We start from the raw sequence: 25,644 nt of genomic DNA on the forward strand, positions 1-25,644 counted from the left end.
AGGCCCGAATAAAATGTCTGATTTCGTATGTTAACCGTCATTTCAGACACTACAAGCTTCTTTGCGCCTCTCGTTACACTGTGCTTTAACGTCTCTCAGGAAATTACGTCACGCCTATGAAACCGACACGCTTGCCCGTTCTTCTCTCTTTGCTTTGCATGGCTGCATCGCAGCCCGTACAGGCGCGGATTAATAACATCATCCTCGTGCACGGTGCCTTTACCGATGGTTCCGCCTGGCAGGAAGTGATAGACCGTTTGCAGACCCGGGGCTATCACGTCACGGCAGTGCAGAACCCTCTGACCTCGCTGAAAGATGACGTCGCCGCCACAGAGCGTGTCATTGACCGTCAGCAAGGGGAAGTGGTCCTTGTCGGCCACTCCTGGGCTGGCGCGGTCATCGCCCAGGCAGGCAATAACCCGAAGGTGAAAAAGCTGGTTTTTCTCTCCGCCCTTGCCCCCGACAGCGGTGAATCGGTCACCTCTCTTCTTACCCGCCTTAACGCCCCGATGGCCGACATGCGCCCGGATAATAAAGGGCTGATCTGGCTGGACGATCCCGATGCCTATCAGCGCACGATGGCCAATGACCTGTCTTTCAACCGCGTAAAGCTGCTGACGGCAACGCAGCAGCCCATCGCGGCAACCGCCTTTAGCGAGAAGGTAGAACATGCCGCCTGGCGCGAAAAACCCTCGTGGTATCTGATAACCGAAGACGATCGCGCCCTTTCTCCCGGCGTCCAGCAGCAGCTTGCCGGCGCCATGAACGCCACCGTCCTGCGTATTAAGAGCAGCCATATGTCGATGATTTCCCACCCGGACGCCGTCAGCCAGTTTATCGAACAAGCAACCCAGACCGACGCAAAGGAAACAAAAAAATGAATATTCTGCATATAGATTCAAGCATTAACGGCGAGTTCTCACTTTCACGTCAGCTGACGGCAGAGGTGGTTCGCCAGCTCGCATCAGATCGGGTGGTCTATCGCGACGTTGTTAAAACCCCCATCGCCCATCTCAGCGGCACCGTCGCTGCAGGCTTCCGGCCGCTGCGGATAGCCACGGACGCTACGGCTGAAGACGTCCGCGAACACAATCTGTCTGGGGAGCTTGTAAACGAATTTCTCAATAGCGACCTCATCGTGATAGGCGCGCCTATGTATAACTTCTCCGTCTCCACGCAGCTTAAGGCCTGGTTAGATCGACTGGCCCAGCCGGGAAAAACCTTCAGCTATACCCCGACGGGTCCGGTGGGGCATGCGACAGGCAAAAGGATTATCGTCGTTTCCACCCGTGGCGGGATCTATCACGGTACGCCAATCGAAGACATGGATTTTCAGGAGCGATACCTGCAGAAATTTTTTGGCTTTCTGGGCATCGACAGAGTGGAATTTATTCGTGCGGAAGGGGCGACGCGCGGTGAGGAGATCCGGACTAGAGGCGTTGCGCAGGCGTTTGACGCTATTCCTTCCGTCATCGCCGCCTCGCTAAAATAGCCATCGGGAGAAAGCATGCCGGGTAAGCGTAACCGCCACCCGGCTTGTTTTTTAGTACCGCACGCACACCGATTTGGTTTCACACCAGCCGTCCAGCCAGTCCGGACCGAAGTCACGTCCGGTGCCGGACTGCTTCATGCCGCCGAACGGCAGGTTGGCGTCGATCAGCGTATGGCTGTTCACCCAGACGGTGCCCGCCTGCAGCCTGTCGGTGTACTCCAGCGCCTTGCTGATATTCTGCGTCCAGACGCTGGCCGTCAGGCCATATTCGCTGTCGTTTGCCAGCTGGAGCGCCTCTTCCCCGTCGGCGACGCGCACCAGGTTGACCACCGGGCCAAACACCTCTTCTCGGGTCAGGCGCAGTGAGGCATCCGGGTTCACCACCAGCGTCGGCGAAACGTAATAGCCTTTGCCTTCCGGTCCCCGGTTACCGACGATCAGCTCCGCGCTGCGCGACTTCGCTTCGTCAAGGAAGGTCTGCACCTTGTCGCAGTGCGCACGCGACACCAGCGGGTTGATAAACGCCTCCGGCGACATGCCCGGCCCGACGCTCAGGGATTTCACCGCCTGCTCAAACCCGCTGACCAGCGTGTCAAACAGCGGCGCTTCAATGTAGATGCGCGAGCTCGCCGCGCACACCTGCCCCTGGTTCAGGAAGCTGCCGGTCATCAGGCCTTCGATCACCCACGCCGGGTCCGCGTCTTTCAGGACGATAGCAGGGTTTTTCCCGCCCAATTCCAGAGTCACCCCGGTTAGCGTATCCGCCGCCGTGCGGGCGATTTGCTTACCCGTCGCCGTTGAGCCGGTAAAGCTCACCTTTGCAATATGCGGATGCGAGGTCAGCGCTGCGCCGCACACCGCGCCGCTCCCGGTCACCACGTTGAACACCCCATCCGGAATGCCCGCTTCGCTTGCCAGTTCCGCCACGCGCAGCATGGTCAGCGGCGTGGTCTCTGACGGCTTGATGACAATAGAGCAGCCCGCGGCCAGCGCAGGCATCACTTTCCACATCCCGATCATCAGCGGGAAGTTCCAGGGCACAATCCCGGCCACCACGCCAACCGGCTCCTTACGCGTCCACGCCTGATAGCGGGCGCCCTGCGGCAGCGGGATGGAAAGGTCGAGAGTCTTACCCGAAATTTTGGTGGTCAGCCCGGCGGTATAGCGCATCCAGTTCAGGGTGCAGCTGACTTCAAACATGCGGGAAATGTTAATGGATTTGCCCTGCTCCAGCGTTTCAAGCTGGGCCAGCTCCTCGCTGTGCTGTTCGACCAGATCGGCGAAATGAAGCAGGATCCGCTCGCGCTCCGCCGGCAGTTTTCCGGCCCAGCTGCGGGCGACAAACGCGCGCCAGCCGGACATGACGGCGCGGTCAACGTCATCGACGCTGGCATCGGCAGTTGAGGCAATGACCTCGCCCGTGGCCGGGTTGAAGACGTTCAGCCGCTTTTCACTGTCCGACGCGGCCTGACGCCCTTCAATCCACAGGCCATGTTGTCGGTCTAAAAATTGTTGTACGGCAGGCTGAATGGCCACCTGTGATTCAGACATAGGATACTCCTTCGTTATTCTTCGCAGGGTGTCCATCCAGTCTAAGTGGGGTTTTGCGTTCTCGCTTTTGTCTCTGTGACATTCGCTTTGCCACCTGTGACAGGCTCCGCAAATCGCGATAATTGCCGCTTATATCGCTGTTACCGGTGAGTGTTCTTTCCTATAGTCAGCCTCATAGCTCTGACAAAATGCAACACAAATGCAACAATGCGAAAACGTTGACGGTGCAGTGAGAGAAACGATGGCGTGTGCAAGCGAGCAGGAACAGTATCAGCAGTGGCTGGCGCAAATTAACCAGGTTTGCGGGTGTTTTAACGCGCAGCCCACCGAGGGAAAGTTCTTCGGCGAGCTGGAGACCAGCTATGCGCGCAGCCTGAAGCTCAGCACCGTGACCGCAGGCGGCGTTAACCTGTTCCGCTCCCGTCAGGAGATTACGCAGAGTAACGATGCCTGGTTCTATACCGTGTTCCAGCTTGAAGGCAGCGCGGAAATTGAACAGGATGAACGTCGGGCGGTACTCAGAACAGGTGATATCACGCTGATTGACGCGTCGCGTCCCTGCTCGATCAACTGGCGGGAAAAATCCCGCCAGATTTCGCTGCTGGTTCCCCGCCAGATTATTGAGCAGCAGTGTCGTTTCCAGGAGATAAGCTGCGCGACCGCCCTTTCCCGCACCTTGCCCACGGTACAGCTGAGCCATCGCCTGCTGATGGAGAGCATGAGCAATGCCGACCTGAGTGACCGGGAGAGCGAAGCGGCGCTCGAAGCGATGATCTGCCTGCTGCGCCCCGCATTCCAGCAGCGTGAAATCATTCAGCCGCGCAAGGAGCGCCAGTTCCTGCATGTAGTCGCGCTGATTGACGACCATATTCAGTCTGAATCGCTGCGCCCGGAATGGATTGCAGCCGAGAGCGGTATGTCCGTGCGCAGCCTCTACCGCATGTTTGCCGAAAAGGGGCTGGTGGTGGCGCAGTACATCAAAAACCGTCGTCTGGATCTCTGCGCACAGGCACTGCAATCTACCGGTGATGATGAAAAGCTGGCGGGCATTGGCTACAGCTGGGGCTTTACCGACCATAGCCATTTTTCAACGGCGTTTAAGCAGCGTTTTGGCGTCTCGCCGGGTGAATACCGCAGGCGCTACCGCTAACTACTTTTTGAGCCATTTTCCGTTAATACCCTTCACGTATTCGCCCGGCTGCGCGCGGGCAACCAGCTTTTGACCTGCCATTTTGGCCACTTCATCGACCGGCAAATTATTGCTGTCAGCCAGCTTCTGGTAGTTTTCCGTGCGTGCCGCATTGATACGATTGACCAGCGCCAGCGTTTCCGCGTCCTGTTGAATCGGGGCAAGATAGCCGCTGAGGGTTTCCCCCACGCGCCCCTGCGCCCGGGCATCGTTTAAGGTCAGCGCAGCCGCCTGCACGTTCATCCCCAGTGCCAGTAAAATCAGAGCTAATCGTTTCATGGCATCCTCAGAACAGATCGCTGCGCGATTTCAGCAGGGTTTCAACGTCTTTATCGACCTTAATATGGATTTCATGTTCGATTTTGACATTCATATTGATGGTAATCGGCTCCTTTGGCGCAGCGACTTCAATACGCGGCGTACAGCCGGTCAATAGCGCGGCAACGGCAACGGTGAGCACACCAGCCATCTTTTTCATTGTTGTTCCTCACTTTCCTTGCCAGTCAAACTGCGGGGAGCAGGTATCGCCGCATGTTGCTCAAACCAGGTTTGCAGGTTGTCCCCAAAGCGCAGGCTGCGCCAGAGGGTAAAGACATTCTCGTCATGGGTATAGTTCAGGTTGACGGAGCTGCTTTTGCCATCCACCCGGCTGGTCCCCTTGATGGTCGCCTGCATGGTTAATTCACCCAGGTTATCTAAATTGATTCTCGTCCACGAACGCGAAATTTCCATATAGCGGAGCCAGTTAATTGCCGCGCCCGCCACCATATTATCCTTCACGATGGCGTCGGCCGTATCTTTGTCGATGCGTAGCGTCATTGGCCCCGGGTTGGTCAGCCAGCCATCTTTAATGATCCATTTTTCATTGTCCAGCCAGAACGGCAGCGCCCCGCTCACCGGCCCTGACATGGCAAACTGCTTCGGATTAACGGCGCTAATCAGCTCGCTGGAGGAGATGTTGTCCACACGCAGCAGGGCCGGATCGTGCTGCGGCATCCGCAGCTGCTGCATGGTGATCTTCCCGCCGAGGGTTTCCACCTTCACGTTAGTGAGGAGCAGCGGATTGTCCTCCGTCCAGGGATAATCCCCCTGTAGATCGGCGGTAATGTTGCGCGCGGTCACCAGGTTTTCCACTTCGCCGATGCGCAACGTGACCGGCCCGCGCGTGCCGAGGGACCAGGTTCCCTCGCTGAAGCGGAACGGCAGCACAAAATCGACGCCGTTAATCTGGTTATCCGGCATCCAGGCGCTGCCGGATTTCAGCACGCCGTGCCCGCCCGCTTCAAAGCCCTGATCGGCCGCCGCCGAGAAGGCGACCTGCGCATAAAGTTCCCCGTCGCGCAGCGTCATTTTCCAGTCTGGCGGGATCAGCGGCTGGAATACGGTGAGCGACTGTTTCGGCCACCAGGCCTGCCCGCGCAGGCGCACGCCGTCCCAGCGTCCGTTCACCTGTACCGGGCCGATTTTGTCCGCATGGAGGTCGCCCTTAAACTGAAAAATGGTCGGGTCGGTGCCGTCGACGCTGAAGGTCAGGACCGAGGGCGGCAACGCGCTGCCGCCGGAGAAACGGGTTTGCCCTGCGTTGAGCGACAGCGCGCCGCTGAAGGCCGGTTTTTCGGGGTCACGCAGCCAGCGCACCGGTTGATCCAGCACCAGACGCGGCTTGCTGACCTCCATCGTGCCGTACTGGAGCTTGTCAAAACCGGTGGAGAGCGCCGTCAGCTCAATAAGATTGTCGCGCCACTCGCCTTTCCCGGCGACATCCCAGCGGGCATGCATCGGCGTAAAACCGCCTTTTCCCCAGTAGCGCCACTGCCACAGGCCGTTATCAGGTAAAAAGTCGTTGGCCTGGCCGTCCAGATGGAGTTCAAAATCGCCCATCTGGTTTTCATGGGCACGCAGAATCGCCTGTAAGCGGCCGTCCACGCCCTTCTGTGTCAGCTTCACGCCCGCCAGCGGCCAGCGGATTTCATCGATATCGAGTGAGTCAATGATGCGCCCGCGCGAGCGGAGCAGCGCGCCAGGCTCAAAGGCCAGCTGCGGTTCATACAGGCTGCCGGTCAGCGTTGCAGGCAATTTTGCGTAAAGAATGAGATCGTTTTGCTTCGCTTCACCGCTCAGATGCAGGGGCATGTCGCTGTTTTCCATGCCGAGCCTGCCGGGCCCAATGTTCAGTACCGCGTTGCCTTTCCCCGCATCACCCTGGGTAAGCACATTCAGTCGTCCGGTCAGGGTGGTATTATCCAGCCCCTGCTGCCAGTTGTCGGCGCGAAGGGACACCCGCCCGCTCAGCGGCATACCCGAGAGATCCCAGTTCCAGCGCCCGTCGCTGATGTTCAGCTGCTCCGCGGTGATCTGCCACGGCAGGTCAAGCAGCGGATCGGGGTTGTCCCGCGCCATCACCACCAGCTGTCCCTGATTGTCTTCCCAGTCCAGATCGGCATCGACCAGAGACGTTAACTGTGGCACGTTAAAGGTCGCGACCGCGTGGCCTTTCACCGGCACGCCATCCGGCACCAGCGGCAAGGTAAACTCGCCCACCAGCTTAATCGGCTGCGGCTGGTCAGGGAGCTGTACATCGAACTGGCTGACCGAGAGCGTCTGACCGCGAAGCGTGCCTTTAATGCTGACCTGCTCGCCTTTATAGGCGATCTCCTGAATGGACGGCGTCAGCGACGCACGCAGCTCGCCCTGCCACTGCTGCCAGGGCGAAAGCGTCAGACGGTGAATCGTGAGCCAGGTATTCGGTAATACCGCCTGCCACTGTGCCAGCGTTTTGGGGGCGACCGTTGAGGGCGCAGACTGGGGAATTTTGCTCAGACAGACGGAGTTAAGATCCAGCGCGCCGATATCCAGCTTCCAGCGGCTCGGATGTGACAGCGTCACGTTATCGATGCGGGCAATTTCGCAGTCTTCAACCAGATAGCGAAGATCGGGGATCACCAGCGCGTGGCGGGTAAGTTTCGGACTCTCTTCGAAAGCGATGCGCGTCCCGACGGGCAGCCAGATCCCGGCGAGCGTCGGTACCCACTGAGCGAGCGTCATCAGCAGCGTCAGCGGCAACAATATGAACAGCAGTAAAAGCGCAAGAGCGGCTTTGTATTTACCCTTCATGGGCAGTTAATATCCTGATTTAGCGAAAGAATTAAGCCGGCAGTGCCGATCATTGTCGCATGTTTAGCGATTGAGTTGAAGTTAACGCTAAGTTAAGAATAGATGCTGTAATAGTAAGCGGTGATTTTTTTGCCATGCGTAACCTAAAGAATATATTTTAAGTTCAATTGGTTACGCATAAATTCAATAACAATCGCAGAGCAGAGTTGTGAAATTAATACTTGTTCCTTGGCATTGCCAGCAGGTAAAGCATGGCGAATATCAATGACCCCCAATACACCGAGTCGTACCGCCAGGGATCAAAATCAATATGCAAAAAACCGCTAACAAACTCATAGCCGTTGGCAAAAACGTTAATTTGAATGGCTGCAATAGCAATCACAAACAGCGTATAGGCGATGAACAGAGGATATTTACGAAGCCTGTTGACCTTGAGTTTACCGAGGTACAACAAGCAAAAAATGGCAATAGATACAATAAAATAGCACACGGCAGGTAGAATCGGTGGGGTTAATGACAACTCGAACTGTTCCGACATAATTAATTCTCTTTAGCTATCTGGTACATCTGCCAACCTGTGACGCTTCCACTGGTCAAATCCAAAGCCATCGCTGTTTTAGAAGCCTCTTGCCATCCTCTGATATAATCAGATTCGATGTTGCGAAACAGACTCCAGGATTTTTCTCTGGGAGCCAGTACTCTCCTACCCGCGCCATAGGCTGATAAAGAAATATCAACTACACCATAGACAATATCAGCTTCATTATTCCCATAGCCGAGCTTCGCTGCTGCGTAACGATAAGCATCTCTTAGCGTGCCAGACCGATCTTCACGATATAGAAGATAGTATCCATTTTCATACATGTTGTTTAGCCCATGAGTAATCATAGGTGCACCATACGCAGCACAGGCAAGACCAAGCGAACCGACGCATAAACTAGCGCCCCCATACACTTGCGCCCCACCGGCAACGAAACCGATCTGTTTAAGCGCTAAAGTCGTCGTTGTTGTCCGATTTTTTTCAACAACAATGAATAATTTAGCCTTATTGAAGGTAAGTAAGTCATCTTGTTCCTTAAGATGATGTATCTGTTCATCAAGAACTTGAATCCCCCCTGACCAGGTCAAGCAATGCGATTCAATCTCCCTTCTCAAACGAGCAACAAGTTGTTGAGTTTCAAAAAACATGCCAGAGGTACCATAAAGCAAATGCTTTGTGGCAATTCGCTGCGCAAGATTTTCAATCTCTAAGACTTTCTCCTCGAAATGACTTTTTTCCCGATTATGGTTGTACATTCGGTCTCCCTGTCATTTTAAAACGATAGCAATAATACTACCTTCGATGTTAAGACATTCAAAGAGCTACGTCATTTCAACAGCTAAAGGTAGTCACATTTTCAGGTATTGGTAAACCATTTACCCAAACATAAGCACTTGCTGTGACTTAAGCTTCCCCCATAGCACCCCTAGAATAAAATAAGTAGGTATCTCTCTGGTGCCCCCTTCAGAAGTCGGTGGATATAAATATCATGGAGTTAGGGTGTACATATGCTCTAGAATAATTGATAGAACTTATTGAATTCAATAATATTTTAGAAATTGTAAGATAATTTTAATCATGCTAACGTGAATGCAAAATCACTGGAGAAAGTCTTATGAAACTCGCGGTATATAGCACAAAGCAGTACGACAAAAAGTATCTGCAACATGTTAACGAGGCTTACGGGTTTGAGCTTGAATTTTTCGACTTTCTGCTGTCCGAAAAAACCGCCAAAACGGCGCACGGCTGTGAAGGCGTCTGCATTTTTGTTAACGACGACGGCAGTCGTCCGGTGCTGGAAGAGTTGAAAAAACAGGGCGTGAAGTATATCGCCCTGCGCTGCGCGGGCTTTAATAACGTGGACCTCGACGCGGCGAAAGAGCTGGGTCTGAAGGTGGTGCGCGTCCCGGCGTACTCCCCGGAAGCGGTCGCGGAACATGCTATTGGCATGATGATGTCGCTCAACCGTCGTATTCACCGCGCCTATCAGCGTACCCGTGACGCCAACTTCTCGCTGGAAGGGCTGACCGGCTTCACCATGTACGGCAAAACCGCGGGCGTGATCGGCACCGGTAAAATTGGCGTGGCCGCCCTGCGCATTCTGAAGGGCTTCGGCATGCGTCTGCTGGCGTTCGATCCGTACCCGAGCGCAGCTGCGCTGGATCTGGGCGTGGAATACGTCGACCTGCCGACCCTGTTCTCGCAGTCTGACGTGATCTCCCTGCACTGCCCGCTGACGCCGGAGAACTACCACCTGCTTAACCAGGCGGCGTTTGACCAGATGAAAGATGGCGTGATGATCATCAACACCAGCCGCGGCGGGCTGGTTGACTCTCAGGCCGCTATCGAAGCGCTGAAAACCCAAAAAATTGGCGCGCTGGGGATGGACGTGTACGAGAACGAACGCGATCTGTTCTTTGAGGACAAGTCTAATGATGTGATCCAGGACGACGTGTTCCGCCGCCTGTCTGCCTGCCATAACGTGCTGTTTACCGGTCACCAGGCGTTTCTGACCGCCGAAGCGCTGATCAGCATTTCGGAAACCACGCTGGGTAACCTGCAGCAGCTGGAAAAGGGCGAAGCGTGCCCTAACGAACTGGCGTAAGCGTGACGCCGGGTGGCGGCTATGCCCCACACGGCCTACTGTCTGTTTCCCAGGTCCGGTGCGCAAAGCACCACCAGAGCAGGACGGCCACCAGCGCAATCGCGCTCAGAACGCTGAATGCCGTCGCAAAGGAATAATGACCCGCAATCGTGCCCGTTAACGCCGGGCTCATGGATGCCCCAACACCCTGCATCAGCATCACCACGCTCTGCCCGGCATTGACGTGCCCGCTCCCGCGCAACAGCACCACGATAAACGACGGTACCGCGACGCCCAGGATACCTGCGGCCAGCCCGTCGAGAATTTGTACCGGGATCATCATGAGCGGCGCGTCCGTCGACGCCGCCAGCGCCGCGCGCACCGGCATCACCAGCAGCGCCAGCATAATTAAGCGCCAGTAGCCGTATCGGTCTATTCGGTGGGCGACCCAGATGGCGACGGGGATCATCACGGCCTGAGAGATGATAACGGTGCCCGCCGCGTACAAACCGGGGTTGATCGAGGCGGGTGCCGCAGCCACCCTCATGCTCAGCATCGGCAGCAGCGCGGCGTTCGCCAGGTGAAACAGCAGCAGCGTCAGTCCGGTCACAAACAGCGCCCGGTTTTTAATCAGCACGGCAAAGCCGGGAACCGGCAGGCTCGCTGAAGACGAGAGTCCTCGTGCGGCATCGTTATCGATATCCTCGTTGCGGATGGCAAGCAGCGCGCAGAGCGTTAACAGCGTGGTACAGGTCATCAGCAGGAAAATCCCGCCGACGCCCCAGTACCACGCAATGCCGCCTGCAATCAGCGCGGTGACAAAATTGCCGCCGTGATTGAACGCCTCATTTTTGCCCATCTGCGCGCTGAACCCGCTCTGGCCGGTCAGCCCCAGCGTAATCCCGGCGATCAGCGGCCCCACAAATGCCGCGCAGATACCGGTGACGATTTGCGAAACGGCGACAACGCCGCTCTGCTGGCTAAACCAGAGCAGGAGCGTGCTAAGAGTGATGAGCAGGCACATCAGCGCCAGCACGGTCCGCTTGCTGCGTGAGGTGTCGGTGATGAATCCCGCCGGCAGCGTGACCAGTAATCCCGCCAGCCCACCGGCCGTCATCAGGATGCCGATATCATCGGGAGACCAGTGGCGTTCGGTCAGAAAAATACCGAGAAAAGGACCGAGGCCATCGCGGACATCCGCAATGAAAAAACTTGTCAGGCACAATGCCCGCAGCGAACGAAGAGACATACTGCCTGCCTTTGTCTGTTATCGCCTGTAAAAAAGAAAATGTAGTATACCGGGTATTTTTTAAAATCAGATGACGTCTTAAAAAACATGTCCTCCGAACTTAAACAATTCATAACGGAGGCTGTTTTTTCGCTTTACTCATTAGCTTGCCTGACTATACTGGCAATAAATTTTCACAGGAGTCCTTCGTTGGAAAGTTATTTTATAGTCGATACGAAGGTAAGCTAGCACAAATTTCTCGCTGCTTACCTTAAACGGTGGGCAGCAATCCTCTTTAAGCGATTGTATCCCAAAATAGTAAAACCGCTCAATTTGTGGGGCATCGCGATGTTCATGTTTACACATTCACTCTTTCCGCCACCGTCGTCCTGACACGCTTAGCAATTAAACGGCGTTATGATGTGCTTAGCAAAGCACCGACGCTTAATATTTAATAACGTTAACAGGCGACAGGCTGATGTTCCCTTATATCTCTCATCTGCTCGCAGCGATGCTGCTGGGCGCAATTATTGGCGCGGAAAGACAGTGGCGCCAGCGTATGGCCGGGCTTCGTACCAATGCACTGGTTGCCACGGGTGCGGCAGTGTTCATTTTAAGTTCGGTATCGACTTCTCCTGATAGCCCGGGGCGTATCGCAGCGCAGATCGTCTCCGGAATCGGCTTTCTTGGCGCTGGCGTCATTATGCGTGAAGGAATGAATATTCGTGGTTTGAATACCGCCGCAACGCTATGGTGCTCGGCCGGAATTGGCGTACTGTGCGGATTAGGCCAGTTCTGGAATGCCGCCATGGCCAGCCTAATTATTCTCTGCGCTAACATATTGCTTCGCGAAGCCGCGCAGCGAATTAATCAACTGCCCGTGCTCCATGAAGGCGAAAAATGCTATGTCCTGAGAATTACCTGTAATGATGAGCATGAAGATGCGGTGCGGCAAAGCGTCGTAGATATGGCGAAAGAGCTGACGTTAAGTCTGAAAGCGATTTATTCCGCTACTGCGCAAACAGAAGGTAAAACTGAAATTCGCGCTGAGGTGATGACCCGGGAGGAATACCGAAAATTACTCGATCTGATTATGGGGAATATGGGCGGGAATAAAATTATCGCGTCCGTCAGCTGTCACGCAACATAAATACTAAACCGGGCGTTACGCCCGGTGTAGGCTTTGCTGTTTAGCCGGAAACGAACGGTGATGCTGAGATATTCATAAAGCTGTGCTGATTTTAGCCAGGCGTTTCATCATCTCCGTCGTCAGGCCGAGCTGCTCGCTGCCCATAAGATGGGACAATTCTTGCTTAGCGGATTGCCAGACCGGGATGAGCTCCTCGAGCAGACGCCAGCCCTCAGCTGTCAGCGTGAGTCGTTTTCCGGCACGTCCACGGCCTCCAGCCGAGTCAATAATGCACCGGGATTCCAGACTACGGATATTTCGACTCAGCGTGGTCGCATCCACCCCTGCTCTGGCGGCGAGTTCCGCAACGGTTTCATTTGGGGAACCCCCAATGCCAACCAAAAGGCTGAACTGCTCGGCGGTCAGCTCAAACGGTCTGAAGCAGGCATTGTAATAGCGCGTAATAGCCCTCGCAGTAGCGCGCGCCTGAAACGCCGGACAGACTTCCGGGATGGTCTTCAACAGCGCAACATCAATGTTGTTCATCATTTCATCTCGACAATCAATGCTAAAGTTAATACTGTATATACATTATTTACCATATAAGGAACGGATATGCCCGCCTTTGTTCATATCAACTTACGCGTTATTGACCCTGCCAGACAGGCCCGCCTTGCCCCCCGCTTCACGGCTGCATTAGAAGAGGCAGGAGGTAAAATCGTTCATTTTGGTGCTGTCGCGCAGGTTCTGGAAGGGGAAGTGGAGCCGTTACCCTATGCGGGCATTTTTGAATTCCCTAACCTGGAGCAGGCCCTTGCCTTCTATCATTCGGAACAATATGCGCCGATTAAGGCTGAACGCCAGCTCGCCCAGGAAGCGAGAATGTTCATTGTCACGACGGAATGACGGAATGACGGCCAGGTCGACTGTACGCATATCACATAACCTAAATTTGTGCCCGTTATGACACCCTGCTCTCTGTTTTCCTGAAATTAACGGTCTACCCTGAGTTGTGTGAAAAACACTCAGGAGGGACAAATGTATAATTCAATTTTGGTTCCAATTGACATTTCTGAGGATAGCCTGACGCACATGGTTATCCCCTTCGTTCAGGCACATACCGCCCTTAACACAGCTAAAGTTCACTTTCTCACCGTCATTCCATCGCTTCCGTATTATTCATCATTAGGCCTGGCCTATTCGGTAGAAATGCCGAAGATGAAAGAGTTCCAGCACGCGGCCTTAGCGAAGCTAGATGAAATCGTTAAGCAATTCAAAATCCCTCCCGACAAGATACAGACTCACGCCGTGACGGGATCTCCAAAAGATCAAATCCTTAAGCTCGCTGACACGATCGATGCCGACCTGATTATTATCGCTTCCCACAAACCTGACATATCGACCTATCTGTTGGGTTCGAACGCAGCGGCAGTTGTTCGGCATGCGAAATGCCCTGTCCTGGTCGTGAGATAGAAAGCGGCGTTTACGCTCGTGGATACGAACGGATAGCGGATAACAAAAACCGGGCGAGACGCCCGGTTTTTCATTTACGCAGCCCTGAGTGAAAGCGCGATTTAGAGATTTACTCTGTTGGCGTTTAAATTTAATTCCGTAATGGCGGCCGGTTTTCCAAGAAAGTAACCCTGGACTTCATCACATTTATTTTTTTTCAGAAATGACAGCTGTTCCGCGGTCTCCACCCCTTCTGCGGTTACCGCCATGGAATAGGCTTTCCCCAGGTCGATAATTTTCTCCACGACTGACTGGTTCTGCGGCGAGTCACCGAGGGTAAAAATAAAGCTCTTGTCGAGCTTAAGCCCGTCAAACTGAAACTTCCGCAGATAGCTCAGTGAGGCATAGCCGGTACCGAAATCGTCAATCAGAATGCGGACGCCCATTTTTTTGAGAGACTTCATGGTCTGCAAGGTTTTTTCAGGATCGGAAAGCGTAACATTTTCAGTGACTTCAATTTCCAGCCGTTTGGGTTCAAGCCCTGTTTCGTGAAGGATCTCTTTTATCCTTTCGGCAAGATCGCTTGCCTGGAATTCGATAGCAGAAATATTGACGGAGACCGATAATCCCGGCAATTTATCTTTCGTCTCCGCACAGGCTTTGCGTATGACCCAGTTGCTCAGGCTAATAATCAGCCCGGTTTCTTCTGCCAGCGGAATAAACTGATCGGGCATTATGGTCCCCCGAGCCGGGTGCTGCCAACGCACCAGCGCTTCGACGGCATCAATAGTAGAATACCGGAGATTATAACGCGGCTGGTAAACCAGGTAGAGCTGTTCTTCGCGAATCGCGGTCTTGAGTTCTAATTCCAGTTTCCTGCGTTCGGTCAACTTTTCCGACATATCCGGGCGATAATAGACCCATCGGTTTCTGCCGGATTGTTTCGCCTGATACAGCGCAATATCCGCGTAGCGTAGAAGATCGTTTGCGCTGCTGCTATCCCGGGGAGCCAGCGCAATGCCCATGCTTACGCCTATCGCCACATCATTGCCCTCAATGGCGAAAGGACGGTTAAGTTCTTGCACGATGCGACGACACACCTCCTCAATCTGGTCTTGCTGGCTGGTGTTGCCGAGGAGAAGCATAAATTCATCCCCTCCCTGCCGTGCGACAAAATCACCTCGACGAACGCAATTTTTAAGGCGTGAAGCGACCTCGCCAAGCAGGGCATCGCCGGTGGAGTGCCCGAAAATATCATTGACGGGTTTAAACTTGTCTAAATCAAGGCAAATCATGGCAAAGGGATAATGGTTAAGATCTTCTTTCGCTAACTTGCCAGCCAGAAATTCCTTAATATGATACCGGTTCGGCAGACCGGTTAATTCATCATGGCGTGACAGAAACTCCACGCGTTTTGTTGCTTCAACTTCCTGAGAGACGTCGGTTGCCGCGCCTCGCAACACCACCGTTCCATCAGGCTGAGCAGAAAATTTTGCCAGAAGCGTGCAATATGACGTGGTTTGTTGCGCGTGAGTATAAGGGCAGTTTTTAAATTCAAAGCGTTCGGTTAAGTCCCGCTGCCTGGCACAGTCATGTGATAATCCGCTTGTCGACGGAAAAAGTTCATCCAACCTGCGGCCTATCCATTTGCTATTTTCATATCCCGTTATTGTAGAAAAACGCCCCGATAGCCATGTTATCCTTAACGACAAATCTGTTTCCCAGAACCAGTCGCTGGTTGTTTCACTGACGTCCCGGAATCGTTTTTCACTTGTAATAAGATTCAACTGCGCCTGCTCGAGGAGAAATGTATTTTCATCAAGCATTCTCGCCTTGTGCATAATATGGCGCATTAATATAACCGTCATCGATACCGTCAGAATGACTGAAAGAATGAGTAATGGCAAAAAATAAATTATTAACGCCTGGCCGGGATTTTCGCTGTCCCAGATAATGTGCACATCCCCATTCTGGGTGCTTAAGGTAAATTCTGTCTGATTATTTATTTGAGAAGTGACCGTAGCGGGAGAAGTACGAACGTTCTGGATACCGGCATCCTGCCCAATCGTGAGGAGTTTTTTAGCCGTTAACTTGTCTATAAACACCATTGTCGAAGGTTTCCCCGGTAAGGACTGCACGCTCGTATCATCACCCGTCGTTATCCATTGCGCAGAAACAATGGCCGGAACGGAATCGATAAGCGCCAGCATAGAAACCGGCGATCCATTTTTGATGCTCGTTTCACGCAGTAAATGGTCTTTTGTTGCTTTATCTAACCAGCGCTCCAGATCCAGAAGCTTCAGTTTCCCGTCAACCACGCTGTATCGCGTGCCCCCTTCTGGAGAGAGAACAAACACCCCTTCGTAGCCAAAGTTGTCATAAAGGGATTTACCCAGGTTCTGCTTATCCCATGCCCAGTGAACGTCAGTGTTCAGATGAAGATGTTTGTAGGCATCTCCCCACTCGGCATTGTCTTTCAAATGACTTCGCATGCTTTCCTGGCGGGTATCGAGTGCTTTCCTTAACAAAAATTCATCGTGCGTGTCGCTGATTTCATTCACATTATCTTTTATTATTAGCAGAGAAATTATTGCCGCAATAAAAATACTTATCAACAACGTGACAATATAGGTAAAGGTTTTATTTATCAGGCCTTTAGAAGGCTCGTTGTCGGTGAAGCCCGGATTGTTCAGAGGTAGGGTCATCTTTCGCCTTCTTAACTGCTACTACGTCGATTTTTATGCCACTTTCATTATCGGCACAAAATAACAAAAATTTATAGCTAAAAACCTGAGGTTAAAGAATATTTGATTTCTCCAATCCAGATCAAATTATTAATCATTAACTCTTTTACTACCTAAACCCGGTAAATTAAATATACCGACCGGAGTGACGTTTAACGTCACCATTTTATTTATAAAGAATGCATATTAAGACTTTTTTTGGCTGAAGCTGTTATAGACGTATAAAAAACCGGGCGTAAAGCCCGGTTCTTTTTTCTGAAGAGACTGACTCTATTCGCTCAGCCCGCGATTCTCCAGCATAGGTTCAATCTTCGGATCGTGCCCGCGCCAGCTGCGATACAGCTCAGCTAAATCCGTGCTGTTACCACGGGACAAAATCGCCTCGCGGAATTTTTGCCCGTTTTCACGAGTCAGGCCGCCCTGTTCAACAAACCACTGATAGCCATCGTCCGCCAGCATTTGCGTCCATAGATAGGCGTAATATCCCGCAGCGTAGCCGCCGCCGAAAATATGGGCAAAATAGCTGCTGCGATAGCGCGGCGGTACGGCGGGCAGATCCAGCCCCTCTTTTTTCAGTGCTGCCGCTTCAAAATCCTCTACGCTCGAAACGGCCTCACCGATGCCGTGCCAGTTCATGTCCAGCAGCGCGGCAGCCAGCAGCTCCGTCATATCATAACCCTTGTTGAAATGGGTCGCGTTGAGCATGCTTTCACGCAGCGCGTCCGGCATCGGTTCACCGGTTTCGTAATGGCGGGCGTAGTGGGTAAACACCTGCGGATGACTGGCCCAGTGTTCGTTGATCTGCGACGGGAATTCAACGAAATCGCGCGGCGTATTGGTCCCGGAAAGCGTGGCGAAACGCTGGCTGGCAAAAAGGCCGTGCAGCGTATGGCCAAACTCGTGGAACAGGGTGATCACGTCATCCCAGGAGAGAAGCGCGACGCCGCCGTTAGCCGGTTTTTGGTAGTTACAGACGTTGTAGATCACCGGACGGGCAGCAAGCTCGAAAGATTGTTCGACGAAATTCCCCATCCACGCCCCGCCCTGCTTGGAATCGCGGGCAAAGAAGTCGCCGTAAAACAGCGCCATGCCCTCACCGGTGTGGTCGAAAATTTCCCATACGCGGACGTCCGGGTGATACACCGGAATATCGAAGCGCTCCACAAAGCGGATGCCAAACAGCTGGCTTGCGGCCCAGAATACGCCATCGTGCAATACGGTATTGAGCGCAAAATAGGGTTTGATTTGCGATTCATCGAGGGCATATTTTGCCTGACGCACGCGCTCGGCATAAAAGGCCCAGTCCCAGGCCTGCACGGTGAAACCGCCCTGCTCGTCATCAATGACGTTTTGAATATCGGCCTGCTCGCGCTCTGCCCGGGCGCGGGCGGCAGGCACAATGCCGCGCATAAATTCCAGCGCGGCGTCCGGGGTTTTCGCCATCTGGTCGGCAATACTCCAGCTGGCGTAATCCTCAAAGCCCAGCAGGCGGGCCTGCCGGGCGCGCAGCGCCGTAAGGCGGAGGATCAGCTCGCGAGTGTCGTTTTCATCCCCTTTCTGGGTCCGCGTCCAGCCAGCGTTGAACAGGTTTTCGCGGGTCTGGCGATTGCGCAGCGCCGAAAGCGCGGGCTGCTGGGTCGTGTTCAGAAGCGGGATCAGCCAGCGATCGTTTAGCCCTCGCTCTGCGGCAGCCTGCGCCGCGTCAGCGATCTCGCTGGCGCTGAGCCCGTCAAGCTGGTGCGCGTAATCCACCACCAGCCCACCCGTTTTATCGGCAGCCAGCAGACGCTGATTAAACTGGCTGGTCAGGGTCGCCGCCTCGGTATTCAGCGCCTTCAGCTCGGCTTTTTCTGTTTCATTGAGACGCGCGCCGGCCAGAATAAACCGCTGATACGTCTCCTCGACCAGCCGACGGGATTCGGCGTCCAGCGCGGCACGGTCCTGCCAGACGCTCTCCACGCGGGCGAAAAGCACGTCATTCAGCCAGATATCGTTCGCCAGCGCGGCAAGCTCGGTGGAGAACTGCTCCTCAAGCTCCTGCAGGTACGCATTGGTGTGCGCAGAGGTCATGGCGAAGAACACGCTGCTGACGCGCGAGAGCAAAGCGCCGCTTTTCTCCAGCGCCAGCACGGTGTTGGTGAAGTCCGGCGCAGCGTTTTGGGACACAATGGCGTCTACGTCCGCCCGCTTCTGGCGAAGCGCTTCATCGAAGGCCGGGCGATAGTGGCCGTCGTTGATTTCATCAAAATGGGGGGCCTGGTAAGGCAGCAGGCTGATGTCAAAAAAGGGATTCGTGGCCGTCATCTTTCGCTCCTGAGTACGGGTATCCTCCCAGAGTAGGCCAGGCCGCCATCCCCTGCAACGCCGTCATACAAATGTTGCCTTAACGCACCCTCTGCGGCCGTGCTATGTTAGTACAACACAAAAAGCGTTGAGGAACAGTGAGATGATTATTTTAGTTACCGGGGCAACGGCAGGTTTTGGTGAAAGCATCACGCGTCGCTTCGTCGCCAACGGGCACAAGGTTATTGCCACGGGCCGTCGTCAGGAGCGCCTGCAGGAGCTGAAAGACGAATTAGGCGACAGCATCCTGACCGCGCAGCTGGACGTGCGTAACCGCGCGGCCATTGAAGAGATGATTGCCAACCTGCCCGCCGAGTGGCGCGCCATCGACGTGCTGGTCAACAATGCCGGTCTGGCGCTGGGCATGGAGCCCGCGCACAAAGCCAGCGTTGAAGACTGGGAAAACATGATCGACACCAATAACAAAGGGCTGGTCTATATGACCCGCGCGGTGCTGCCGGGCATGGTCGAGCGCAACCGCGGCCACATTATCAACATCGGCTCCACCGCCGGAAGCTGGCCTTACGCGGGCGGCAACGTCTATGGCGCAACGAAGGCGTTTGTGCGCCAGTTCAGCCTTAACCTGCGTACCGATCTGCACGGCACCGCCATTCGCGTTACCGATATCGAGCCGGGCCTGGTGGGCGGCACCGAGTTTTCCAATGTGCGTTTCAAAGGCGATGACGCGAAAGCGGGCAAAACCTACGAAAATGCTAACGCGCTGACGCCGGAAGATGTGACCGAAACGGTCTGGTGGGTGGCGACGCTGCCAAAACACGTCAACATCAATACCGTGGAAATGATGCCAGTCAGCCAGAGTTTTGCCGGACTTAGCGTCCATCGTGGCTAAATCTGCCCTTCCCGGCCTGCGGGCCGGGTCTGTTTCGGGTTATAAAAGAATGGTAGTATGTTCAGGCTAACTCTCTGAGAAATGACAACTCATGGCCGCTGAATCGCAACTCAATCCCACCCAGCCCGTTAACCAGCAAATCTATCGCATTCTGCGACGTGATATTGTCCATTGCCTGATCCCACCGGGAACGCCGCTTTCTGAAAAAGAGGTCTCCGTGCGTTTTGACGTTTCCCGTCAGCCGGTCCGTGAAGCGTTTATTAAGCTTGCCGAGAACGGGCTGATACAGATCCGCCCGCAGCGCGGCAGCTACGTGAACAAAATTTCACTCTCTCAGGTACGCAACGGCTGTTTCGTTCGCCAGGCCATTGAATGTGCGGTGGCGCGCCGCGCCGCAACGCTTATCAACGACAACCAGTGTTACCAGCTTGAGCAGAACCTGCACCAGCAGCGTATTGCGATTGACCGCAAGCAGCTCAATGACTTCTTCCAGCTTGATGATGAATTCCACCAGAAGCTGGCGCAGATCGCGGATTGTCAGCTGGCCTGGGACACCATCGAGAACATCAAGGCCACCATTGACCGCGTGCGCTACATGAGCCTCGATCACGTCTCCCCGCCGGAAATGCTGCTCCGACAGCATCATGATATTTTCAGCGCGCTGGAAAAACGCGACCCGGACGGCGTGGAAAAAGCGATGACGCTGCATCTGCAGGAAATCAGCGAATCCGTGCAGCTTATACGTCAGGAAAATAGCGAGTGGTTTAGCGAAGAGTAATATTCGCCGCCCCTTTCGGGCGCGGCGACCTGATTAACGAACGACTAACACCGGGATCGTCGCGTAGCGCAGAATAGATTCCGCATTTGAACCCAGCAGATGAGTGGTGATGCTCGGGTTTTTCGACCCGATGACAATCGCATCATATTCCCCCTCCTTGCTCAGCTTGATAATTTCATCGCGGACGTTGCCAAAACGCACCATGCTGTGAATATTCTCCGGGGAGATATCGAACAGTCTTTTTAACTCGTTCATTTTCTTGCCGGATTCTGCGGTCATATACTCTTCAAACTTTTTAATATCGGCGTTGAACCCGCGCAGCAGAGACCGGCTGCTGGCTGGCAGAATGTTGACCAGGGTAATCGACGCGCCCTCAGCCTTCGCCAGGTTTGCCGCGTGGCGAACCGCTTTGTCGCTCAAATCCATTTCAAACACGTCTACAGGCATCAAAATGCTCTTATACATAAGCCTGACTCCTTATTCCGATGAAGGGTTATTTCCTGCACCCAGAATGACATCAGGAATATAAACCAACCCTAAACGCTTCCATGTCGAAACTATCAGTTAATGAAAATAACGGTCTGCTTTGTAAATTACCGTCCTGAACCGTCAGCGCCCGACGAAATAAAGAAAAAAGTGTGAGTTTGATCAAAAACAAAAACATGAGGCGCGGACAGGCGTATTTATATGCCCCGTGAACGGCAAACCTGAAATAGCGCCGTAACGAACAGGTTAGAGAGGAGAATATACCATGATGACATACGACCGTAACCGCAATGCAATCACCACCGGCAGCCGCGTCATGATTAGCGGCACGGGCAAAACTGGCGTGATTAAAGCGATCCACAGCGACGGGCTGGATGCCGCGCAGGTGCGCCGCAGCAAAACGGTTGAAGTGGAAGGATGCGAAGGTAAGTTTGAGCCGATTGAGCTGATTCGCCTGGGGATGCACTAAGCTGTGCGCAGACATGCCGCCGCGCGCGGCGGCATGTGCTGAATTACCGTTGGGACGCGTACTGCGCCACGGTTGCTTTCGCCCCCTGTTGCAGCAACGACCGGTACGCGGTCATCACCGCAGCAACAAAGCGCGGCTCCTGCGGTAACTCTTTACCAAAGATGGCCTCAATGCCGAGCAGCGCGTTAACCCGACTTTCCCCTTCCGCACTTCCCTTCACCGCCGCCTGAATCACCGCCAGCTGCGGATCGCTCACGTCAATGGCGTTACCCTGCTCGTCCACGCCCCCAACATAACGCATCCAGCCAGCCACACCCAGCGCCAGCAGTGGGAAAGGTTTCTGGTGCACCAGGTGCCAGCGCACGGAGTCCAGCATACGCTGCGGGAGCTTCTGGCTGCCGTCCATCGCGATTTGCCATGTCCGATGGCGCAGGGCCGGGTTGCTGTAGCGGGCAATCAGGAGATCGGCATAGCGGCCTAAATCAACGCCCTTCACTTTCAGCGTGGGCGCCTGCTCGTTAAGCATCAGCGCGTGCGCGGCGAGGCGGTAATTCTCATCTTCCATACAGTCGTTGATATGCGGGTAACCGGCCAGATAGCCCAGGTACGCCAGGAACGAGTGGCTGCCGTTGAGCATGCGCAGCTTCATCTCTTCAAACGGGATCACGTCTGACACCAGCTCGGCACCGGCTTTTTCCCACTCGGGACGTCCTGCCACAAAGTTGTCTTCGATCACCCACTGGCGGAACGGTTCACAGGCGACCGCCGCCGGGTCACGCACGCCCGTCAGCTGCTCGATTTTATCCAGCGTATCGGGAGTGACCGCCGGCACGATACGGTCCACCATGGTTGACGGGAAGGTAACGTTAGCCTCGATCCAGTCCGCCAGCTCACCGTCTACCGCCCGGGCGTACGCGCAGGTCACATTGCGCATCACGTGGCCGTTCTCCGGCATGTTGTCGCAGGACATCACGCTAAACGCGGGCAGACCCGCCGCTTTGCGACGCGCCAGCGCTTCCACCACCACGCCCGGCGCAGATTTCGGCTGGTGCGGGTTTTGCAGGTCGGCGACGATAAACGGATGATCGAGCATCAGTTGCCCGGTCGCCGGTGAGTGGCAGTACCCTTTCTCGGTGATGGTCAGCGAGACAATCGCCACCTGCGGTTCGCACATCGCCGCCAGCACGCTCTCCAGCCCATCAACCTGCGCATGGAGGGCCATTTTGACCACGCCAACCACGCGGGATGTCCATGCATCGGCAGACATCTCCGCCACGGTATAAAGATTATCCTGCGCGTTCAGATCGGCAATCTGCTGCTCGCCGCCAATCAGGTTAACCTCACAGTAGCCCCAGTCGCTGCCGTGCTCGGCCGCGAGAATGTCGGCGTACACCGCCTGATGCGCGCGGTGAAATGCGCCGAAGCCTAAATGAACAATGCGTGCTTTAAGGCTGTCGCGATCGTAATGAGGCAGCGTCGCGTTGGCCTGTAATAAGGTGTTTTCCATGATTAAGACTCGTTAATTAGAAAGCCGTGGATCGCTGCCGCGCCTTCTGAAGCGGCAGCGCCTGCTGACTACACCAACTAGAATGGCAGTTGGGGTAAAAAAATAACTGCCATCAACCATACTGATCCTGCCGTTTGAGATTTTGATTTATATTAACTTTTGCTCAGGTGGTGTGACATAAACATAAAGTTGTGTGATAAGTCACGGAAGCTATAAACCATTAGCGTCGCGAGGAGATCGCGCCGTAACCCATACTCTCTTCGGGCGCGGACTCCGCTGCGTCTTGCGCCGCGCTCAAATCACGGTCGCGCACTTCCGGCATCAGGATTGCCGAGACCAGCCCAATCATGGAATAGGCCACCAGCATGGCGACAATCGGCCACCAGGAGCCGGTCATATTGCAGAAGATCCCCGCCAGTACCGGACCAAAGCCCACCGCTACCAGACCGCCCGCCTCTTTCGAGATAGCCATGCGGGTAAAGCGATTTCGCGAGCCAAACATCTCCGCCATGGTGATATTTTCCAGCGCAAACAGCCCCAGCACGGCGAAGTTATGGATAACGATGATAGAGAGCATGATTGTCCCCGGCGCATAGCTCTTATCGACGATGATAGAGAGCATCGGATACGCGAGAAGAATGGCGGTGATATTGAGGATAATGTACGGCAGACGGCGCCCTACTTTATCGGAAAGCCAGCCCAGCAGCGGAATGGAGATAAACCCGAGAATGGAGCTTATCATCAGCGCATCGGTAGGGATGGCTTTATCGAACAGCAGCGTCTGGACCAGATATCCGGCGAGGAACGTCTGGATCAAACCCGAGTTGCCCGCCTGACCAAACCGCAGGCCGGTCGCCAGCCAGAAGGATTTACTTTTCACCATTGAACCCAGCGAGGTGTCCGGCTGCGCGGTTTGTGCATCGTTAACTTTCTCAAACACCGGGCTCTCTTTCAGGTTCATACGCAGCCAGATGGCGAAGATCATCACCACGACGCTGGCGAGGAACGGCACGCGCCAGCCCCAGGCAATCAGCTCTTCACGATCGAGGGCAAAGAACATCACCGCCCAGATCGCCGTGGCGCTCAGCGTTCCGCAGTTAGTGCCCATCGCCACCAGCGAGGAGATGATGCCGCGTTTGCCTTTCGGCGCGTACTCCGCCAGCATGGTCCCGGCCCCGGAAATCTCCGCCCCGGCCCCGAGCCCCTGAATAATGCGCAGCGTCACCAGCAGAACCGGGGCAAAAATTCCGATCTGCGCATAGGTTGGCAGGACGCCAATCAGCGTGGTGCAGATCCCCATCATGGTGATGGTGATAAACAGCACCTTCTTACGGCCGATGCTGTCGCCCATCCTGCCGAAGATAAAGGCGCCGACAATGCGTGCGATATAGCCTGCGCCGTAGGTCCCCATCGCGAGGATCAGCGCCATCGCGGCTGACTGTTCCGGGAAGAAGATCTCATGGAAGACCAGGGCGGCCCCCAGCGAGTAAAGCTGAAAGTCCATAAACTCCAGGGCGGTGCCCAGCCAGCCGGATACGGCGGCTTTCACCAGATCGGAGGTGGTTCTTTGAGGTTGTGCTTGCGTCATAATGGCTATCTCTGAAGGGTAAGATGCGTACCACATAGAGCCTGTCTGCGCAGGCTCTTAACCGCGTAAAGGATTATTGCCCGAACGTGAGCAAGACTTTGCAGCACTGCCGCTGGTCTTTCTCAAACAGTTCAATGGCGTCTGTTACATGGTGATAGTCAAAGGTATGGGTGATCAGTTTTTCCGGGTCGATCAGCCCTTTTTTCAGCCAGTCGATGACGACCGGGAATTTGTTGGCATTGAGGCGCGAGGAGAAGATCGCCAGCTCTTTGCCGGTGATGCCCTGCTGCACAATCTGGCTCGGCTCGCTGGAGAAGCCCATCAGCACGATGCGCGCCGCCGGAGAGGCCAGGGTTATCGCTTCCTGCAAAATCGTCGGATGACAGGCGGCATCAATGATTAACGTCGGTTTGATGCCCTTTTCGTCCAGCGCGGCCTGCAACGACTGCTCGCCGTTATTCAACACCCAGTCCGCGCCGCTGCGCTGGGCCATTTTCAGGCGTTCATCGATGCGGTCAACCACGATAACCTGCTTCACCTTATAGACGCCTTTCAGCGCCTGCACGGTGACCAGCCCCATCGGGCCAGCGCCGTAGATCAGCGCAACGTCCTGCTCGGTGGGACTGGCCTGCCCCGTCACGTTGGCGGCGATGGTGAAGGGCTCCACCATGACGGCGTGTTTATCCGGAATGTCATCCGGAATAGGCCAGGCATTTTTAGCGGGTACCGCCGCGTATTCGCTGAAGCCCCCGTCGCGGTGTACGCCCAGCACCACCAGCGAGGTGCAGACGTTCGGTTTTCCGACGGAACACGGATAGCAGTGTCCGCAGCTGATCACCGGATCGACCGAGACGCGCTGGCCCAGACGGGCGCTGTCTACGCCCTCGCCTACGGCGTCAATCACGCCAAAAAACTCGTGGCCGATCGTGCGTGGATACTTCGCAAACGGGTTATGGCCGCGATAGATGTGGCTGTCCGAACCGCAGATCCCCGCCAGCGTGATTTTGACGCGAACTTCACCCGGGCCTGGCGCCGGAAGTGGCCGCTCTTCAATCACCAGCTCGTTCGGCTGTTGAATCACTACGCTTTTCATCGTTCGC

24 protein-coding genes are annotated in these 25,644 nt (G+C 54.8%); 10 read left to right on the plus strand and 14 right to left on the minus strand.

Annotated features, from left to right (window positions below; all coding sequences use genetic code 11):
- Positions 1-116 precede the first annotated feature (116 nt).
- Together P346_RS18600 and P346_RS18595 are read left to right on the plus strand one after the other, a co-directional pair.
- Positions 117-881: an alpha/beta fold hydrolase gene (locus P346_RS18600; protein WP_032657448.1), complete on the plus strand. Its 765-nt coding sequence runs from the start codon at positions 117-119 to the stop codon at positions 879-881.
- Positions 878-1,492, plus strand: a complete 615-nt coding sequence (locus P346_RS18595) for an FMN-dependent NADH-azoreductase (protein WP_032657450.1) — start codon at positions 878-880, stop codon at positions 1,490-1,492. Before P346_RS18600 ends, P346_RS18595 begins: the two co-directional genes overlap by 4 nt.
- 51 nt (positions 1,493-1,543) lie before the next feature.
- On the opposite strand, the gene P346_RS18590 is transcribed toward P346_RS18595, so the two are convergent.
- A complete protein-coding gene (locus tag P346_RS18590) occupies positions 1,544-3,043 on the minus strand; it encodes an aldehyde dehydrogenase family protein (RefSeq protein ID WP_032657453.1) in 1,500 nt (499 codons plus the stop codon).
- 241 nt (positions 3,044-3,284) lie between these two features.
- Between P346_RS18590 and feaR the strand changes: the two genes are divergently transcribed.
- Entirely contained in the window at positions 3,285-4,193 is a 909-nt protein-coding gene (gene feaR, locus P346_RS18585; RefSeq protein WP_032657456.1) for a transcriptional regulator FeaR, read from the plus strand.
- Here the strand turns inward: feaR and P346_RS18580 are convergent, their stop codons facing one another.
- The 5 genes from P346_RS18580 to P346_RS18560 form a co-directional block, all read right to left on the minus strand.
- Positions 4,194-4,511: a YdbL family protein gene (locus P346_RS18580; protein ID WP_028017556.1), complete on the minus strand. Its 318-nt coding sequence runs from the start codon at positions 4,509-4,511 to the stop codon at positions 4,194-4,196. It lies immediately after the preceding gene.
- A 7-nt stretch (positions 4,512-4,518) separates the two neighbouring features.
- Complete coding sequence (locus tag P346_RS18575) at positions 4,519-4,710, minus strand: YnbE family lipoprotein (protein ID WP_014169918.1); 192 nt, start codon at positions 4,708-4,710, stop codon at positions 4,519-4,521.
- The gene (locus P346_RS18570; protein ID WP_032657459.1) at positions 4,707-7,346 is read right to left on the minus strand and encodes a YdbH family protein; all 2,640 of its coding nucleotides are present in this window, start codon (positions 7,344-7,346) and stop codon (positions 4,707-4,709) included. Before P346_RS18570 ends, P346_RS18575 begins: the two co-directional genes overlap by 4 nt.
- 214 nt (positions 7,347-7,560) lie before the next feature.
- Positions 7,561-7,884 (minus strand): hypothetical protein, encoded by a 324-nt coding sequence (locus P346_RS18565; protein ID WP_032657462.1) that lies wholly within the window; start codon positions 7,882-7,884, stop codon positions 7,561-7,563.
- A 2-nt stretch (positions 7,885-7,886) separates the two neighbouring features.
- Positions 7,887-8,642, minus strand: a complete 756-nt coding sequence (locus P346_RS18560; protein ID WP_032657465.1) for a DUF4225 domain-containing protein — start codon at positions 8,640-8,642, stop codon at positions 7,887-7,889.
- Positions 8,643-9,001: 359 nt separating this feature from the next.
- Here P346_RS18560 and P346_RS18555 point away from each other — a divergent pair, with 359 nt between their 5' ends.
- The gene (locus P346_RS18555) at positions 9,002-9,991 is read left to right on the plus strand and encodes a 2-hydroxyacid dehydrogenase (RefSeq protein ID WP_008502392.1); all 990 of its coding nucleotides are present in this window, start codon (positions 9,002-9,004) and stop codon (positions 9,989-9,991) included.
- A gap of 19 nt (positions 9,992-10,010) precedes the next feature.
- Here P346_RS18555 and P346_RS18550 read toward each other — a convergent pair whose 3' ends face one another.
- Complete coding sequence (locus tag P346_RS18550; RefSeq protein ID WP_032657468.1) at positions 10,011-11,219, minus strand: MFS transporter; 1,209 nt, start codon at positions 11,217-11,219, stop codon at positions 10,011-10,013.
- 457 nt (positions 11,220-11,676) lie between these two features.
- Here P346_RS18550 and P346_RS18545 point away from each other — a divergent pair, with 457 nt between their 5' ends.
- Positions 11,677-12,348, plus strand: a complete 672-nt coding sequence (locus P346_RS18545) for an MgtC family protein (RefSeq protein WP_032657471.1) — start codon at positions 11,677-11,679, stop codon at positions 12,346-12,348.
- 72 nt (positions 12,349-12,420) lie between these two features.
- On the opposite strand, the gene P346_RS18540 is transcribed toward P346_RS18545, so the two are convergent.
- Positions 12,421-12,876 carry a MarR family winged helix-turn-helix transcriptional regulator gene (locus P346_RS18540; protein ID WP_233456513.1) on the minus strand — a complete coding sequence of 152 codons (456 nt, stop codon included), beginning with the start codon at positions 12,874-12,876 and terminating at the stop codon, positions 12,421-12,423.
- 66 nt (positions 12,877-12,942) lie between these two features.
- Between P346_RS18540 and P346_RS18535 the strand changes: the two genes are divergently transcribed.
- Both P346_RS18535 and uspF read left to right on the plus strand, forming a co-directional pair.
- Positions 12,943-13,233 carry a DUF1330 domain-containing protein gene (locus P346_RS18535; protein ID WP_032657474.1) on the plus strand — a complete coding sequence of 97 codons (291 nt, stop codon included), beginning with the start codon at positions 12,943-12,945 and terminating at the stop codon, positions 13,231-13,233.
- A 132-nt stretch (positions 13,234-13,365) separates the two neighbouring features.
- Positions 13,366-13,800: a universal stress protein UspF gene (uspF, locus tag P346_RS18530; RefSeq protein ID WP_032657476.1), complete on the plus strand. Its 435-nt coding sequence runs from the start codon at positions 13,366-13,368 to the stop codon at positions 13,798-13,800.
- Positions 13,801-13,901: 101 nt separating this feature from the next.
- Here uspF and P346_RS18525 read toward each other — a convergent pair whose 3' ends face one another.
- Both P346_RS18525 and dcp read right to left on the minus strand, forming a co-directional pair.
- The gene (locus P346_RS18525) at positions 13,902-16,484 is read right to left on the minus strand and encodes a bifunctional diguanylate cyclase/phosphodiesterase (protein WP_032657479.1); all 2,583 of its coding nucleotides are present in this window, start codon (positions 16,482-16,484) and stop codon (positions 13,902-13,904) included.
- 309 nt (positions 16,485-16,793) lie between these two features.
- Positions 16,794-18,827, minus strand: coding sequence for a peptidyl-dipeptidase Dcp (gene dcp, locus P346_RS18520; protein WP_032657482.1), 2,034 nt, complete (start codon positions 18,825-18,827; stop codon positions 16,794-16,796).
- Between the two features lie 142 nt (positions 18,828-18,969).
- On the opposite strand from dcp, the gene ydfG reads away from it, so the two are divergent.
- Both ydfG and P346_RS18510 read left to right on the plus strand, forming a co-directional pair.
- Positions 18,970-19,716 (plus strand): bifunctional NADP-dependent 3-hydroxy acid dehydrogenase/3-hydroxypropionate dehydrogenase YdfG, encoded by a 747-nt coding sequence (gene ydfG / locus P346_RS18515; protein WP_023311558.1) that lies wholly within the window; start codon positions 18,970-18,972, stop codon positions 19,714-19,716.
- Positions 19,717-19,807: 91 nt separating this feature from the next.
- Entirely contained in the window at positions 19,808-20,494 is a 687-nt protein-coding gene (locus P346_RS18510) for a GntR family transcriptional regulator (protein ID WP_023311557.1), read from the plus strand.
- Between the two features lie 33 nt (positions 20,495-20,527).
- Here the strand turns inward: P346_RS18510 and P346_RS18505 are convergent, their stop codons facing one another.
- Entirely contained in the window at positions 20,528-20,959 is a 432-nt protein-coding gene (locus P346_RS18505) for a universal stress protein (protein ID WP_032657485.1), read from the minus strand.
- 286 nt (positions 20,960-21,245) lie between these two features.
- Here P346_RS18505 and ydfZ point away from each other — a divergent pair, with 286 nt between their 5' ends.
- Entirely contained in the window at positions 21,246-21,449 is a 204-nt protein-coding gene (gene ydfZ, locus P346_RS18500; RefSeq protein ID WP_014883679.1) for a putative selenium delivery protein YdfZ, read from the plus strand.
- A 43-nt stretch (positions 21,450-21,492) separates the two neighbouring features.
- Here ydfZ and P346_RS18495 read toward each other — a convergent pair whose 3' ends face one another.
- The 3 genes from P346_RS18495 to P346_RS18485 form a co-directional block, all read right to left on the minus strand.
- Complete coding sequence (locus P346_RS18495) at positions 21,493-22,956, minus strand: mannitol dehydrogenase family protein (protein WP_032657488.1); 1,464 nt, start codon at positions 22,954-22,956, stop codon at positions 21,493-21,495.
- A 220-nt stretch (positions 22,957-23,176) separates the two neighbouring features.
- Complete coding sequence (locus P346_RS18490; RefSeq protein WP_032657491.1) at positions 23,177-24,544, minus strand: MFS transporter; 1,368 nt, start codon at positions 24,542-24,544, stop codon at positions 23,177-23,179.
- A gap of 73 nt (positions 24,545-24,617) precedes the next feature.
- Complete coding sequence (locus tag P346_RS18485) at positions 24,618-25,637, minus strand: Zn-dependent oxidoreductase (RefSeq protein WP_032657494.1); 1,020 nt, start codon at positions 25,635-25,637, stop codon at positions 24,618-24,620.
- Positions 25,638-25,644 lie beyond the last annotated feature (7 nt).

The organism is Enterobacter sp. DC1, from assembly GCF_000568075.1.
Classification (GTDB): domain Bacteria; phylum Pseudomonadota; class Gammaproteobacteria; order Enterobacterales; family Enterobacteriaceae; genus Enterobacter; species Enterobacter asburiae.